The 14,062-nt window shown below is 69.2% G+C and carries 11 protein-coding genes; 3 read left to right on the top strand and 8 right to left on the bottom strand.

All coding sequences use genetic code 11. The features are described 5' to 3' along the window. From LQF10_RS10675 to LQF10_RS10685, 3 genes are read right to left on the bottom strand one after another with little or no spacing between them, the layout of a single operon-like run. Positions 1-843: a transglutaminase family protein gene (locus LQF10_RS10675; RefSeq protein WP_231063833.1), complete on the bottom strand. Its 843-nt coding sequence runs from the start codon at positions 841-843 to the stop codon at positions 1-3. Next, complete coding sequence (locus tag LQF10_RS10680) at positions 840-1,772, bottom strand: alpha-E domain-containing protein (RefSeq protein ID WP_231063834.1); 933 nt, start codon at positions 1,770-1,772, stop codon at positions 840-842. Before LQF10_RS10680 ends, LQF10_RS10675 begins: the two co-directional genes overlap by 4 nt. Beyond that, positions 1,766-3,367: a circularly permuted type 2 ATP-grasp protein gene (locus tag LQF10_RS10685; RefSeq protein WP_231063835.1), complete on the bottom strand. Its 1,602-nt coding sequence runs from the start codon at positions 3,365-3,367 to the stop codon at positions 1,766-1,768. The genes LQF10_RS10680 and LQF10_RS10685 overlap by 7 nt, the downstream gene beginning before the upstream one ends. Before the next feature lie 93 nt (positions 3,368-3,460). Here LQF10_RS10685 and LQF10_RS10690 point away from each other — a divergent pair, with 93 nt between their 5' ends. Continuing rightward, positions 3,461-4,033, top strand: a complete 573-nt coding sequence (locus tag LQF10_RS10690) for a type II toxin-antitoxin system PemK/MazF family toxin (RefSeq protein ID WP_231063836.1) — start codon at positions 3,461-3,463, stop codon at positions 4,031-4,033. Positions 4,034-4,216: 183 nt separating this feature from the next. Beyond that, positions 4,217-4,477, top strand: a complete 261-nt coding sequence (rpsT, locus tag LQF10_RS10695) for a 30S ribosomal protein S20 (protein WP_231063837.1) — start codon at positions 4,217-4,219, stop codon at positions 4,475-4,477. A gap of 167 nt (positions 4,478-4,644) precedes the next feature. On the opposite strand, the gene LQF10_RS10700 is transcribed toward rpsT, so the two are convergent. The 4 genes from LQF10_RS10700 to LQF10_RS10715 form a co-directional block, all read right to left on the bottom strand. Beyond that, entirely contained in the window at positions 4,645-5,763 is a 1,119-nt protein-coding gene (locus tag LQF10_RS10700; protein WP_231063838.1) for a glycosyltransferase family 4 protein, read from the bottom strand. A 101-nt stretch (positions 5,764-5,864) separates the two neighbouring features. Further along, entirely contained in the window at positions 5,865-6,881 is a 1,017-nt protein-coding gene (gene holA / locus LQF10_RS10705; RefSeq protein WP_231063839.1) for a DNA polymerase III subunit delta, read from the bottom strand. Between the two features lie 44 nt (positions 6,882-6,925). Next, positions 6,926-8,512 carry a ComEC/Rec2 family competence protein gene (locus LQF10_RS10710; RefSeq protein ID WP_231063840.1) on the bottom strand — a complete coding sequence of 529 codons (1,587 nt, stop codon included), beginning with the start codon at positions 8,510-8,512 and terminating at the stop codon, positions 6,926-6,928. Continuing rightward, on the bottom strand, positions 8,509-9,480 hold the full coding sequence (locus LQF10_RS10715) for a ComEA family DNA-binding protein (protein WP_231063841.1): 972 nt from the start codon (positions 9,478-9,480) through the stop codon (positions 8,509-8,511). The genes LQF10_RS10710 and LQF10_RS10715 overlap by 4 nt, the downstream gene beginning before the upstream one ends. 137 nt (positions 9,481-9,617) lie before the next feature. On the opposite strand from LQF10_RS10715, the gene LQF10_RS10720 reads away from it, so the two are divergent. Continuing rightward, positions 9,618-11,423 carry a helicase HerA-like domain-containing protein gene (locus tag LQF10_RS10720; protein WP_231063842.1) on the top strand — a complete coding sequence of 602 codons (1,806 nt, stop codon included), beginning with the start codon at positions 9,618-9,620 and terminating at the stop codon, positions 11,421-11,423. A gap of 64 nt (positions 11,424-11,487) precedes the next feature. Here LQF10_RS10720 and leuS read toward each other — a convergent pair whose 3' ends face one another. After that, positions 11,488-13,986 (bottom strand): leucine--tRNA ligase, encoded by a 2,499-nt coding sequence (gene leuS / locus LQF10_RS10725; protein WP_231063843.1) that lies wholly within the window; start codon positions 13,984-13,986, stop codon positions 11,488-11,490. Positions 13,987-14,062 lie beyond the last annotated feature (76 nt).

Below are 14,062 nucleotides of genomic sequence, written 5' to 3' on the forward strand. Positions count from 1 at the left end.
TCAGGCCTCTTGCGTGATGGTAACCTCCACGTGCTGGGTCGACTTCCCGCCCCCGGCGTACACGCCGCGGATCGGTGTGACATCGGGGTACTCCCGGCCGCGGCCCACCAGCACATGGTGCTCCTCGACGGCGATCAGGTTCGTCGGGTCGAAACCGATCCACTCCCCGCACCAGTACTCGATCCACGCGTGGGATTCGCCGGTCACCGGGACGCCGAGTTGCGCGCCATCGGTCTGCGGGTGCAGATAGCCGGAGACGTACCGCGTGGGGATATCCATATGGCGTAGCGCGCCGGCCACCAGATGCGCCAGATCCTGGCACACGCCGTTGCGCGCGGCCCACGCCTCCGCTGCCCGCGTGTGCACCCCGGTGACGCCCGGCACATACTCCATCGCCTCGCGAACGCTCGTCGCCACCGCGGGCGCTGCCTCGGCCGGATCGCGGCTGCCGGCGGCAGCCCGCGCGAGCTCCATCAGATCGGGTGCGGGTTCGGTGGTGGCGGTGGTGGCGAGGTACTCGCTCATCCGGTCCCGAACCTCAGGTGATCGCAACGTGGCCCATCCTGCGGGGCTCGCCGATCGCACTGGGGCGATCACCTCCACCCGTGAGTCAGCCACGACCTCCAGGTCCTCGTGTGCACCGAGCGTTTCGAACGCCGTCACCGCCGAGCCCCAGTAGTCCCGGTACTCGGAGCTGTAGGTCGAGGGCGTCGCTCGCAGGCTCGCCTCCAGCACAGCCTGCCCGGGGAGCGTGGCGGGCCGCATCCGCACCTCGTTATAAGAGGCGGTGACCGTGCGGGCGTACTCGAATGTGGTGCGGTGCACGATGTGAAGTCGGCTCACAGTCGGTCTCCAATCCAGTCCTCGGCCACATCCGAGGGAAAGTAGCGCAACCGGATGGCATCGCTCGCCTCGGAGCAGCCCTCCTGTACCTGAACCATCTCGTCTGTGAGCGAGTTCAGCAGACTCAGCAACGGCTGATACTCCAGCCTCGAGCGGACTCGCCCGAGCACCTTGCGGGCGTCTTCCTCACGCAGTCCGCGGCCGTCGATCGGGGCCAGCCGGTCCAGGCACCGCTCGGCCTGGTCCAGGGAGAACAGCACAGAACGCGGGAACAACCGGTCCAGGAGCAGGAATTCGGCTGCCAGTGCCTCAGAGTCCCGGCCTCGGTAGGTGCGCAAGAACGCCTCGTGTGCACCGCAGGAGCGCAGCAGCGTGGTCCAGCCAGGTCCGCTTCCCCCGGCGAGGGTGTGGCTGGCAACGAGGCGGGCGGTCATATCGGCGCGTTCGATGCTGCGCCCGAGCAGCAGGAACTGCAGGGTCTCGTCCCGCCGGGTGGCGGCATCGGTGATCCCGCCCACGATCGCGGCGCGTTCACGTACCCAGGAGAAGTACTCGTGCGGGCTAGAGGCGCGGATCCGGCCGGGAAGTGCGTTCCAGGTGGAGTTCAGGCACTCCCACAGCTCCGAGGACAGCACCTCCCGGGCTCGACGGGCGTTCTCCCGCGCGGCCGCGAGCGCACCGGCGATGGAGCCGGGTGCGGTGCGGTCGTAGGCCAGCATGTCGAGCACGGTGGAGCGGGTTGCCTCCAGATCCTCCGGCGGTGACGGCGCACCCATCACGGTGAGCAGGGCACGGCAGGCGCCGTCCTCTTCCATCCAGGGGTCCTCAAGCAGATACTGCAGGTGCGCGTCAACGATGCGCGCCGTATCGTCCGCGCGCTCGACGTACCGGCCGATCCAGAACAGCGACTCCGCGATTCGGCTCAGCATCCGGGCCTCCGCGCGGTGAAGCGCCGCATCGGCGCCTGTTGTTGCTGCTGGTTCTGCTCGCGCACCTCGGTGTCGGTCGGATTGGCATCCTGACGGGTCCCTGCGGGTGTGCCCTGATCCGAGTGGGTACCGGCTGGTGGCACGGCGGGCCGAGCGCCCCGGCGTGCGGCACCGAGCACCCAGGTGTCCTTGGACCCGCCGCCCTGGGAGGAGTTGACCACCAGTTGGCCCTCGGCAAGTGCCACGCGGGTGAGCCCTCCGGGGAGCACCCAGACGTCGTCGCCGTCGTTGACGGCGAACGGGCGCAGGTCCACATGTCGTGGCCGCAGGGAGTCTCCGGCGAGGGTGGGCACAGTGGAGAGTTGCACCACGGGTTGCGCGATCCATCCGCGAGGATCGGCGCGCAACCGCGATCGCGCCTCATCCAGCTCAGCACGGGAGGCAGCCGGACCGATGATGATGCCTTTACCACCGGAGCCGTCCACGGGTTTGACGACGAGCTCATCGAGGCGGTCCAGCACCTCGGCGAGGGCTTCTGGTTCCTGAAGGCGCCAGGTGTCCACGTTGTTGAGCAGGGGCTCCTCACCGAGGTAATAGCGGATCAGATCCGGCAGGTAGGTGTAGGTGAGCTTGTCATCTGCGACCCCGTTGCCGACGGCGTTGGCGATGGTGACCGATCCGGCGCGGGCCGCGCCGAGCAGGCCGGGGCAGCCGAGCAACGAGTCCGGGCGGAAGACCACCGGATCGATGAAGTCGTCGTCGACCCGCCGGTAGATCACGTCCACGCGGCGGCGCCCCTCAGTCGTGCGCATGTAGACCTTGCCGCCGGCGCAGAACAGGTCGCGGCCCTCCACGAGCTCGACCCCCATCAGCCGGGCCAGCAGGGAGTGCTCGAAGTAGGCGGAGTTGTACACCCCGGGTGTGAGCACCACCACCACCGGTTCATCTACTCCGGAGGGTGCGGCGGCGTGGAGCGCGTGCAGGAGGCGCCTGGGGTAGTCGGCCACGGGACGGATCCGCATGGTGGAGAACAACTCGGGGAAGGTTTGTGCCATCGCGCGCCGGTTGGAGAGCACGTAGCTGACCCCGCTCGGCACGCGCACGTTGTCCTCGAGGACGCGCCAACCACCGGCGCTGTCGCGGATCACGTCGACCCCGCTCACGTGCACCCGCACACCATTCGGTGGCTCGATTCCCCGGGCCGCCCGGGCGAAGTGCCCGGAGGAGACGATCAGGGAGCGGGGCAGGACGCCGTCGGCAATCGCCTGCTGGGGCCCGTACGCATCGGCGAGGAGCGCTTCCAGCCCGCGCACGCGCTGGGCGATCCCCGGTGCGAGCTCATCCCACTCCTCGGCCGCGATCACCCGGGGTACGGAGTCCAGCGGGAACGGACGCTCCTCCCCACCGACGTCGAAGGTGACCCCCTGGGCGAGGTAGGAGCGCGCCAGCGCGTCGGCACGCACCCGTAGTTCGCCAGCGTTGAGGCTCCCCATGGTGCGATGCACGTGCTGGTAGGGGCCCCGCACCTGGTGCCCTGGTTCGACCATTTCGTCCCATGCCACGCCCTCGGGGTAGCCCTCGAACAGATCCGCCATGCCTTCGACGCTAACGCCCCGATGTGTCCGGCGCGTGTCGAACGAGGAGGGCGCAGGCTATTCCATGCTCGTGCGCCGATAGCCTGGGCTGCCATGAGCATGCTGAGTCGCGCAGTGCGAGCGGTCGCCGGTCTCGCCGTGGAGACGATCCGGCAACAGAATCGGCGGCGCCCGGTCCGTGACGGACCTCGACGAGGGCCCAGGGCCGGTGGATCATCCGGAGACGGTCGCTCCGGAGCTGGCCAGAGTCGCGCAGGGGTGCGCGAGTTCGACGGTGCACTGCCTGAGTTGAGCTACACACCCCGTTCCGAAGGCCGCCCTGATCCCGGCGAGGTGGTCTGGGCGTGGGTGCCCTATGACGAGGACGACCAGCGCGGCAAGGACCGGCCCGTCCTGATCATCGCCGAGCACTCGGGTGGCCTCCTCGGTCTGCAGCTGACCTCGAAGGACCATGACCGGGATGCCACTCAGGAGGCCCGCTGGGGCCGCTCCTGGGTCGATGTGGGTAGTGGCGGCTGGGACTCGCAGCGCCGCCCCTCGGAGGTACGTCTGGACCGGGTGCTCTGGCTCGCCGACGACGCTGTCCGGCGCGAAGGCGCCGCATTGGAGCGTGCGCGCTTCGATGACGTGGCCGCGGCACTGCGTGAGCACCGACACGGCGACTGATTGGCCCCATGGCTGCTAGAATCGGGGGCTGGACATCAGCGCGGGATCACCGATGCTCGCGCGATAGCCGCCCATCGACCCACCACTGGGCATCCCCACGCTCGGTCGGCGCGGTCATGGGACGCCCTCTACGACGTCATCAATGAGAGTTTCGCGCGAGCGAACGCACGAGAGAGTCAACACGTGGCAAACATCAAGTCCCAGATCAAGCGGATCCGCACCAACGAGAAGGCTCGCCTTCGGAACAAGAAGTACCGTTCCGAATTGAAGACCTACGCCCGCAAGGTGCGCGAGGCCGTGGCGGCCGGTGAGAAGGAGACCGCGGACGACGCACTGCGGACCGCAACCCGCAAGCTGGACAAGGCCGTGAGCAAGGGCGTGATTCACAAGAACCAGGCCTCGAACCGCAAGTCGGCCCTGGCCAAGCAGGTCGCCTCGCTCTGAGTCACCAGCACTAAGTCAGCAGCACTGAGTCACCAGGACTGTCGCCGGGCCTGAACGCCAGGTGGGTGTCGAGACAGACCGGTGATCGGTGCGCCGTCGGCGCCGTACCCCGTGGGGGTGCGGCGCCGTTCGCTTGTCTGAGCCCTCGCAGGTCCGGCAGATCGCGCTCAGCGAACCGTCATCGGCTGGGCCACGCTGTCGTAGTGCTGGACCAGTTGATCGCACAGCGCCTGCCAGCTGCGCGGAAGGATGGCACGCCGGCCTGCTTCACCCATCCGGGCACGCATTCCCGGGTCCTGCACCAGGCTCCCGACTGCCCCCTGGAGCGCCGAGGCGTCGTGCGGGGTCACCAGGAACCCGGTCTGCCCCGCCTCCACCAGATCGAGCGGACCGCCGACGGCTGGAGCGACCACGGGCAGGCCGGAGGCCATCGCCTCCTGCAGCGTCTGCCCGAATGTCTCCGACGTGCCGGTGTGCACGAAGACGTCGAAAGCGGCATAGGCGGCGGCGAGCTCCGCACCCTCCAGCCGGCCCAGCAGCACCGCATCAGTACCGCGTAGCGTGCGTTCGAGTACCGGGCGGTCGGGACCGTCGCCGACGACGACGAGCCGCGCACCGTGCATAGCCGCCAGCGGGGCAAGCTCACTGACGTTCTTCTCCGGCGCGAGCCGGCCGACGTATCCGATCAGCGCCGCACCGTCCGGGCTGAGCCGCTCCCGTAGCGCTCGTCCCGCAGGGCTGGTCCGCCATTTCGGGTGGTACAGGGTCGAGTCCACACCTCGCCCCCACCAGGCGGTACGCTCCACCCCGGCTGCGGCCAGATCCTCGAGGGAGGACCGTGACGGTGCCAAGGTGATATCGGCAAGGCCGTGCACATACTTGATCCACCGCCATGCAGCATGGTGCGTCAGCGACAGCCCGTAGGACCGCGTGTACCGCGCCACATCCGTCTGGAAGACGGCCACCGATCCGATCCCCTGCCGGCGCCCCAGGGCCAGAGCCTGCGCGCCGATGCCGAACGGGGCCGCCGCGTGGAGGATATCTGGGCGGAAGTCGAGCACTGTCTTGGTCAGGCGCCTGCTGGGGACCGCAGCGCGGAAGCCGCGATAATCCAGCGAGGGCACTGGGTGCACCGGGAAACCGGCGTATTCGCGCGGAGACGGCCCGGGGCAGACGACCACCGCCTCATGCCCTTCGGCGCGCAGGTGGTCCAGCACCCGCAGCACCGAGGTGGTCACGCCGTTGAGGCTGGGAAGAAAGGACTCGGTCACCACAGCGACTCGCACGGTCTCCACCGTGCCCGGTGGGGATGTCCACACCGCGGCTTCGACACGACGACCAGGTAACGCTCAGGTGACCGTTCGTCGCGGCTCCGGCGCGCTCCAGGTCAGGCGCGGCTTTGCCGGGCAGCGACCACACGCAAGACGGCACGCTCGACGGCGAATCGGGCGTCGCGCCCTTCGCCCTTGACCTGAGCGTCAGCGTCGGCCACCGCGACGATCGCTGCGGCCAACCCCTCGGGGCTCCACCCGCGCAGGTCGCGACGGGCACGGTCCACCTGCCAGGGCGCCATCCCCAGATCTGCGGCCGAGCCGCTCCCCCGCGCGGCCGCCACCTTCGCCAGGGTGCGCAACTTCATCGCGAGCACCGCCACCAGAGGCACCGGGTCGACCCCCGTCTCCAGGGCATGCCGGAGCAAGGTGACTGCCTGGGTGCGCTCGCCCGCGACGGCCGCATCAGCAACGCGGAACCCGGTCGCCTCGACGCGCCCCCCGTAATATCGCTCCACGACATCCGGGGTGATCGTGCCGGTGGTGTCGGAGATCAGTTGAGAGCAGCCCGCGGTCAGTTCGCGCAGATCGGAGCCGAGGGCCTCGACGAGCGCCTGCACGGCCTGGCGGGTCGCCCGGCGGCCCGCGTCGCTGAATTCGGCAGCGGCGAACTCCAGTTTGTCCGAGTCTCGCTTGATCGCCTCGCACGTGACCACCGGGTAGCCGGCTTTGGCGATGGCATCGAGCAGCTTCTTCCCGCGGGTGCCCTTCTCGTGTCGAATCACCATCGTCACATCGGTGACGGTCGGCCCGGCGGCGGCCAGATAGGTCAGGGCATCCTCAATGAATGCCTCCGATGCGGTCTCCGCACCGGAGATCACCAGGTGACGATGCTCACCGAACAATGAGGGGCTGGTCAGGGTGTCCAGCTGGCCGCGGTCATAGGCAGCCGCTTCGATCTGGGTGACCTCGGCCTCGGGATCGTGCTGGCGGACCAGGCCAGCGAGCCGGGCAACGGCGCGGTCCACCAGCACCCCTTCAGTTCCGCGCACCAGCACGATCGGGGCGAGCGGGACATCTCGCCAGGTGGGCCCAGCAGGACCGGTGGGACTGGATCGACGAGCGGGAGGCACAGGCACAGCCTGCCACTACCCGCCGACAACGCCGAACACTGGCCTCACCGATGGCGAGAACTGCGCCACACCAGCATGGTCACGATCAGGAGCGCCACCGCCGCGACGGTGAAGCCGGAGGTCTCCACGCGTGCGGCCGGGAACTCGGCAAAGGTCAGCGCCACCGATGAGATCCAGGCGGTGAACCAGGACGCTGCCCTGGCTATCGTGGCGGCCGGCGCCGGTGCGACCGGGGCGAGGCCGGCCGCGAGGAGGCCGAGGATGGTGGCCGGGGCGACGGCAGGACCGGCCAGCAGGTTCGCTGGGACGGCATACATCGGCACGGCGGGGTCAAGCAGCAGCAGCACCGGCGTGCACGCCACCTGGGCGGCCGCCGGCACGGCGACGGCCCACGCCACAGGCCGCGGCAGCCAGCGCTCCAGCCGGCCGGCAAGGACGCCGGTACCTGCCAGCAGACCGCCCGTGGCAAGCACCGAGAGTGCGAAACCGAAGGAACGCGCCATCCACGGGTCGACGGCGAGGAGCACGATCACCGCCGTGCACAGGGCCGGCATGGCCGCGCGAGGTCGGCGCAGGCATAGCCCCACCAAGAGCACGCCACCCATCACCGCCGAACGCAGGACGCTTCCGTCGGGACGTACCAGAGCAACGAAGGCGACCAGCACCAGTGCGCCGGCGCCAGCCCGGACCACCCGTGGAGCCCAGAACAGGGCGAGCAGGACGAGTGCGAGCACGAGTGCCACGTGCGCACCGGAGACGGCAGTCAGGTGGGTCAGACTCGTGTCTTGCATAGCCTGCTGCAGCTGTGGCGGCAACGCCCGGTCGTCACCGAGGGCGATACCCGGGACTAGCCCGCGTGCGGCCGGTGGGAGGGACGCGCTCGCTTGCACCAGGCCGCCACGCAACTGCGCCACGAGGTGGCGCCACCCCTGGGGTGGCTCACGTTCCCCCGCCCCCGATGGGAAGACGAGGAGTGCGCGGCTATCACCGGGCTCGGTGGCGGCCAGCCTTGCCGGTACGCGCACCTGCGCTCCGACGGGAAGGTCGCGCCAGCGCTCGTCGGCGAGCACCAGCACGGGGAGATCAAGAACCTCGCCGTTGACCTGCAGGAGGCGGGTGTCGATGCGCACCCCTGGGCGCCCATCGAGCGGCACCGGCTCCTTCGTCAGTCGAAGCCACACCTGCGCGGTCTCACCGTCCAGCGCGCTGACCCACGCGGTGCGGCGTTCCACCTGTACGGCAGTCGAACTCCACGCGACGGCAGCGATCAGCAACCCCAGCAGCGCGCCGGCGAGCACGGATTGCCGCAGCCGGGCACGATCATGCCAGCGCCGTCGATCCGGGCTGCGACACCGTGACGCCTGCGGGTACCGGCGCAGCAGGCGGCGCAGCACGATCGCTGCCACCGCCAATACACAGAAGACGACCAGCCATGTCAGTGAGGCGGGAAGCGCCACGGCGGCCCAGCACCCCGCCCAGGTGAAGACCGCGGCAGGAGCCAGCCGCCAGTCGTGCTCGCGGCCCGGACGGTGAGTGTCCGTGGTGTTCCCGGAGCGCTGACCGGTCGCAACCGAGGGACGCGATGGTGGGGCCGTGTCGTCGAGTGACCGGGCGGCGGGTGACTCGTTCATACGCGCACGCGTTCACGCAGGCGCTCCAGCGTGGCCGGCCCGATCCCGGACACCTCCAGGAGCTGATCCACTGAGGAGTACTCGCCCTCTCGTTCGCGCCAGGCGATGATCTCGGCGGCACGAGCGGGCCCGATACCGGGCAGAGTTTCCAGGGCGGCAGCATCGGCAGTATTCAGGTCCACCAGGGGTGCGCCGTCCTGTTCGGTGGTGCCGCTGGTCGCGGGGGCAGGTGCGCCGGTCCCTGCCGGTGGCGCGTCCTCAGCCTCCGTGGGCAGATAGACCTGCGCACCGTCCGTCAATGGCGCGGCAAGGTTCACCGCATCGAGATCAGCATCGGCGAGGGCACCTCCGGCCGCATCGATGGCCTCCGCCACCCGCGCGCCTGCGGGAAGTCTGACGACACCGGGTTCGCGGACTGCGCCGGCAACATGCACCACGACGTCCGCGGGCGGTGCGTCCCCCTGATCGGCGTCGCCGATCGGGTCCGTCGGCGCAGCGGGCTCCGTGTCCGACCCGGTCGGTGGGTGGGCCGCACCGGGGTCGCCCCGAGGTGCATCCCCGGCCTGGTCCTGCACAGTGGCGCCAGGCACGGGCAATGGCACCTCAGCCGCTTCGGGGCCCGACGGACGCACGGCGAGCACCGCCGTCGTGAAGATGCCGACGACCAGCACGAGCACCGCCACCCGGGCAGCGGTGACCACCCGCACTCCGGCGATGCGGGCGGCGTGGCGGGGACGGGCCGTCTCCCGTGGTGTGCCCTCACCGTCCACACGCGAGGCGACGAGGGTGTCGAATCGATCCCCCGCTGACGGCCCCGACTCCGGAATCGGCCCGATCTGCGTCGTTCCCGAGAGCGCCGCTCCCGCCTGTCCCGTCCCCGCCTGGCCCGCCACCGCCTGTGCCGGGCCGCCGCCGTACGCCGCGACCATGGCGCGTCGTAACCGCTCCCGAGGTTCTCGTGATTCCACACCGGCGACGGTAGGCACCTGCTCGAGAGCCCCGCACGCGCCCGTGAACGGGTTGTGGATGCACGTACATCCGACGTAGCGCTTGGGGAGACACCACACCGGAGGCTCCACATCCGATCCGGCTACGCTCAGCGTTCATGGAAGAGAACCACACAGCGGATCTGGCGGCGTTGCGGGCGGCGGCCGCAGCGGCAGAGTCGGCGGCCGCTGAAGCTGAGGCGGTGGCGGCGCAGGCACGCGCGGCGGCCGCGCAAGCCGCGCTGGAGGCCGCCGAGCACGCTGCGGCCTCACCCGCTGCACCCGAATCTGCCGCATCCGGATCCGCTGCACCTGAATCCGCTGCCGCGTCCCCGCCACCGGCAGGCGCGTCAGAGCAGGCGGCGACCATCGCGGCGGGGTACCGCGCTGACGTGCCACAGTTGGCTCTGGGTGCCCTGATGGAGCGTGACCGTCCCGTGCCCGGAATCACCATCGGCGTACCTCTTGCCGCGCTGAATCGGCACGGGCTGGTGGCGGGCGCCACCGGGACCGGGAAGACCCGCACTCTGCAGGTGATGGCCGAAGGGCTCTCCGAGGCCGGGGTGCCGGTGTTCCTCGCTGACATCAAGGGAGATCTCTCGGGCCTCGCGGTACCTGGGCAGGGCAGCGAGAAGTTGCTCGAACGCACCAACGGCATCGGGCAGGACTGGAGCCCGGCCGCCTATCCGGTGGAGTTCTACAGCCTGGGCGGGATCGGGCGTGGGGTGCCGATCCGTACCACGGTGACCGACTTCGGGCCGTTGCTGCTCGCCAAGGTGCTCGATCTGAACGAGACCCAGGAGTCAGCTCTCACGTTGATCGTGCATTGGGCAGATCAGCAGGGCCTGGCGCTCCTCGACCTCAAGGATCTGCGCTCGGTGATCGCCTATCTCACCAGCGACGAGGGCAAAGGCGAACTCAAGGGTATCGGCGGAATCGCCACCGCGACCGCCGGGGTGGTCCTGCGGGAGATCTCCGCCCTCGAGGCACAGGGAGGGGACGTGTTCTTCGGCGAACCTGCGTTCGCCACGGCGGATCTGCTCCGGCGCACTGACGATGGCCGCGGAGTGATCTCCGCCTTGGAGCTTCCTGCCCTGCAGGATCGCCCGGCGGTGTTCTCGACGTTCCTGATGTGGCTGTTGGCGGACCTGTTCGGTGAGTTGCCCGAGGTAGGTGACGTCGAGAAGCCGAAACTGGTGTTCTTCTTCGACGAGGCACACGTGTTGTTCACCGGTGCGTCGAAGGCGTTCACCGAGCAGGTGGTGCAGACAGTCCGCCTCATCCGTTCCAAGGGCGTCGGCATCTTCTTCATCACGCAGACCCCGAAGGACGTCCCCGACGATGTGCTGGCGCAACTGGGCAGCCGGGTGCAGCACGCGCTGCGGGCACACACTCCCAACGATGCCACGGCATTGCGCGCCACGGTGCGCACCTACCCGACGTCGGAGTACGACCTTGAGGAACTTCTGACCTCGCTGGGCACCGGTGAGGCCGTCGTCACCGTGCTGGACGACGACGGCGTCCCCACACCGGTGGCGTGGACCCGGATGCGCGCCCCGCGTGCCTCGATGGACCCGGCTCCCGAGCAGACCATGGATCAGGTGATCACTGCCTCCCCTGGCCAGGCGGCCTACGGCACCGCCGTGGATCGCGAGTCCGCTTTCGAGTTGCTCACGCAGCGCATCGAGGCGGAGGACAGGGCCGCCGAGGAGGCTGCCGCCGCCGCTGCGAAGGCTGAGGAACTCCAAGAGATGGAGACCGCGCTCCGCAAGGAGGCCGAGGCGGCCCGCAAAGCCGAGGAGCGTCAGTCGCAGCAGAGCGCCCAAGCGGGCCGCTCGGTCCTCACCTCGGTGCTCCGGACCGCCGGGACCACGCTCGCACGCGAGGTCACCCGCTCCCTGTTCGGCACCCGGCGCCGCCGCTGAGCCACGATTCCCCACTCCCAGGGGCAACACCGGGGGTCGAACGTGGCGTCCTCGGGGCGTCAGATCAGGCGGGGACGATGTTGACCAGCTTCGGTGCACGCACGATGACGGTGCGCACCCCGGCGCCGTCCAGCGCACGCTGCACCCCTGGTGCGGCCAATGCCAAAGCCTCCAGCTCGCCGTCGGAGATCGACGGGGAGACCTCCAGGCGATCGCGCACCTTGCCCTTGACCTGCACCACGCAGGTGACGGTGTCTTCCACCAGCAGCGCCTCGTCCACCTCCGGCCAGGACGTGCGCGCGATCGTGGGTTCGTGGCCCAATCGCTCCCACATCTCCTCGGCGGTGTACGGCGCCACCAGGGAGAGCAGGATCGCGACCGTCTCAGTCGCCTCCCGCACGGCCGGGTCGGTCCCGCCGCAACCAGTGTCGATGGCCTTGCGGGTGGCGTTCACCAGTTCCATCGTGCGGGCGACCACCACGTTGAATCGGTGCGACTCCATCAGCCCGGTGACCTCGTGCACGGTCTTGTGGGTCACCTTACGAAGGCCGGCATCGCCCTCGACGGGATCGCTGCCGACGGCGGAGGTCACGTCTCCGGCCAGGCGCCAGGCCCGCTGCAGGAACCGCAGCGAACCAGCCGGGGACATGTCCGCCCAGTCGATGTCGTCCTCGGGCGGGCCGGCGAACACCAGCGTCAGGCGGACGGCATCCACCCCGAACTCGTCCAGTTGCTCGCCCAGGTTCACACCGTTGCCCAGGGACTTGCTCATCTTCTTTCCCTGGTTGATCACCACACCCTGGTTCAGCTGCGCGGCGAACGGCTCACGCACGTTCAGCAGACCCATATCGGCGAGCACCTTGGTGAAGAACCGCGCATACAGCAGGTGCAGCACCGCGTGCTCCACGCCGCCGACGTAGATGTCGGCCGGCATCCAGGCCTTGGCCAGCTCCGGATCGAACGCCTGGGTGTCCTCGTTCGGGGAGGTGTACCGCAGGAAGTACCAGGAGGAGTCCACGAAGGTGTCCATCGTGTCCGTGTCCCGCGTCGCCGGAGCGTTGCACTCCGGGCATGGCACATTGACCCACTCGGTGGCCGTGGCAAGCGGGGAGACGCCCTTGGGCTTGAGATCGGCACCGCGCATATCCGGCAGCGTTACCGGCAACTGGTCTTCGGGTACCGGCACCGCCCCGCAGGTCTCACAGTGGATGATCGGGATCGGGCAGCCCCAGTAGCGCTGCCTGCTCAGCAGCCAATCGCGCAGCCGGAAGTTCACCGCACCGGTGCCCGTACCAGCCGCCTCCAGCCGCTCCACGATCCGGCTGATCCCGGTGGCCTTCTCGGTCAGGCCATCCAGGTCGCCGGAGTTGACGTAGGTGCCGTCGCCGGTGGTCGCGATCCCGGAGTCCTCCGGGTTGTCCGCACCGGTGTCGATCACCCGGCGCACCGGTAGCCCCATGGCCCGGGCGAAGTCCAGGTCGCGCTGGTCATGCGCGGGCACTGCCATGATCGCGCCGGTGCCGTAGTCGGCCAGCACGTAGTCCGAAGCCCACACCGGCACCTGTTCACCGTTGACCGGGTTGGTGGCGGTGACCCCCAGGTCGATACCAGTCTTCGGGCGCTCGGTGGACATCCGGTCGATATCGGAGGCCTTGCGCGTCTGCGCCAGATACTCCTCCTGCGCTGCGCGCCGGTCCGGGGCCACGAGCTCTGCTGCCAGCGCTGCATCGGCGGCCACCACCATGAACGTGGCGCCGTACAGGGTGTCCGGCCGGGTGGTGTACACCGTGACAGTTCGATCGGTTCCGTCCGCCAGGCGCACGGCGAAGTCCACGTGGGCACCCTCGGAGCGGCCGATCCAGTTCCGCTGCGCGGTCACCACCCGGTCCGGCCAGGTGGGCGCCAGCGTATCCAGATCGTCGAGAAGCTCCTGGGCATACTCAGTGATCTTGAAGTACCACTGGTTCAGCTCACGTTTGGTCACCTCGGCGCCGCACCGTTCGCACGCCCCGTCGATCACCTGCTCGTTGGCCAGCACCGTCTGATCATTCGGGCACCAGTTCACCGGGGAGTACTTCTGATACGCCAGACCACGCTCGCGCAGCTGCAGGAACAGCCACTGAGTCCAGCGGTAGTACTCCGGATCGGAGGTGTGCAGCCGGCGCGACCAGTCAAAGCTGATCCCGAACTTCTTGAACGAGGCAGCCTGGGTCTCGATGTTGGCGTAGGTGTAGGTGGCCGGATGCTCGCCACTGCGGATCGCGGCGTTCTCCGCCGGTAGTCCGAAGGAGTCCCACCCCATCGGGTTCATCACCTCGAACCCACGCAGCCACCAGTACCGTGCCATCACGTCATGCAGCGCCGTGACCTCGGCGTGCCCCATGTGCAGATCGCCCGAGGGGTAGGGAAACATGGTGAGCGCGTACTTCTTCGCACGCTCCCCGGCGAGCACGGCAGCGTTATCGGCACGGAAGGGCTCGAGTTCCTCCCACACCGGCAGCCATTTGGCCTCCATCGCATGGGCGTCGTAACCGGCGGGTTCGGTGCTGCGTGTCTCGCTCATCTCTCATCTCTCGTGATCGGCTCGGCCCGGGCACAAAAAAGCCCCTCTCGCAGAGGGGCAGCCGCGGCGGTGACGT

The organism is Ruania halotolerans, assembly GCF_021049285.1.
GTDB classification, from domain to species: Bacteria; Actinomycetota; Actinomycetes; order Actinomycetales; family Beutenbergiaceae; genus Ruania; species Ruania halotolerans.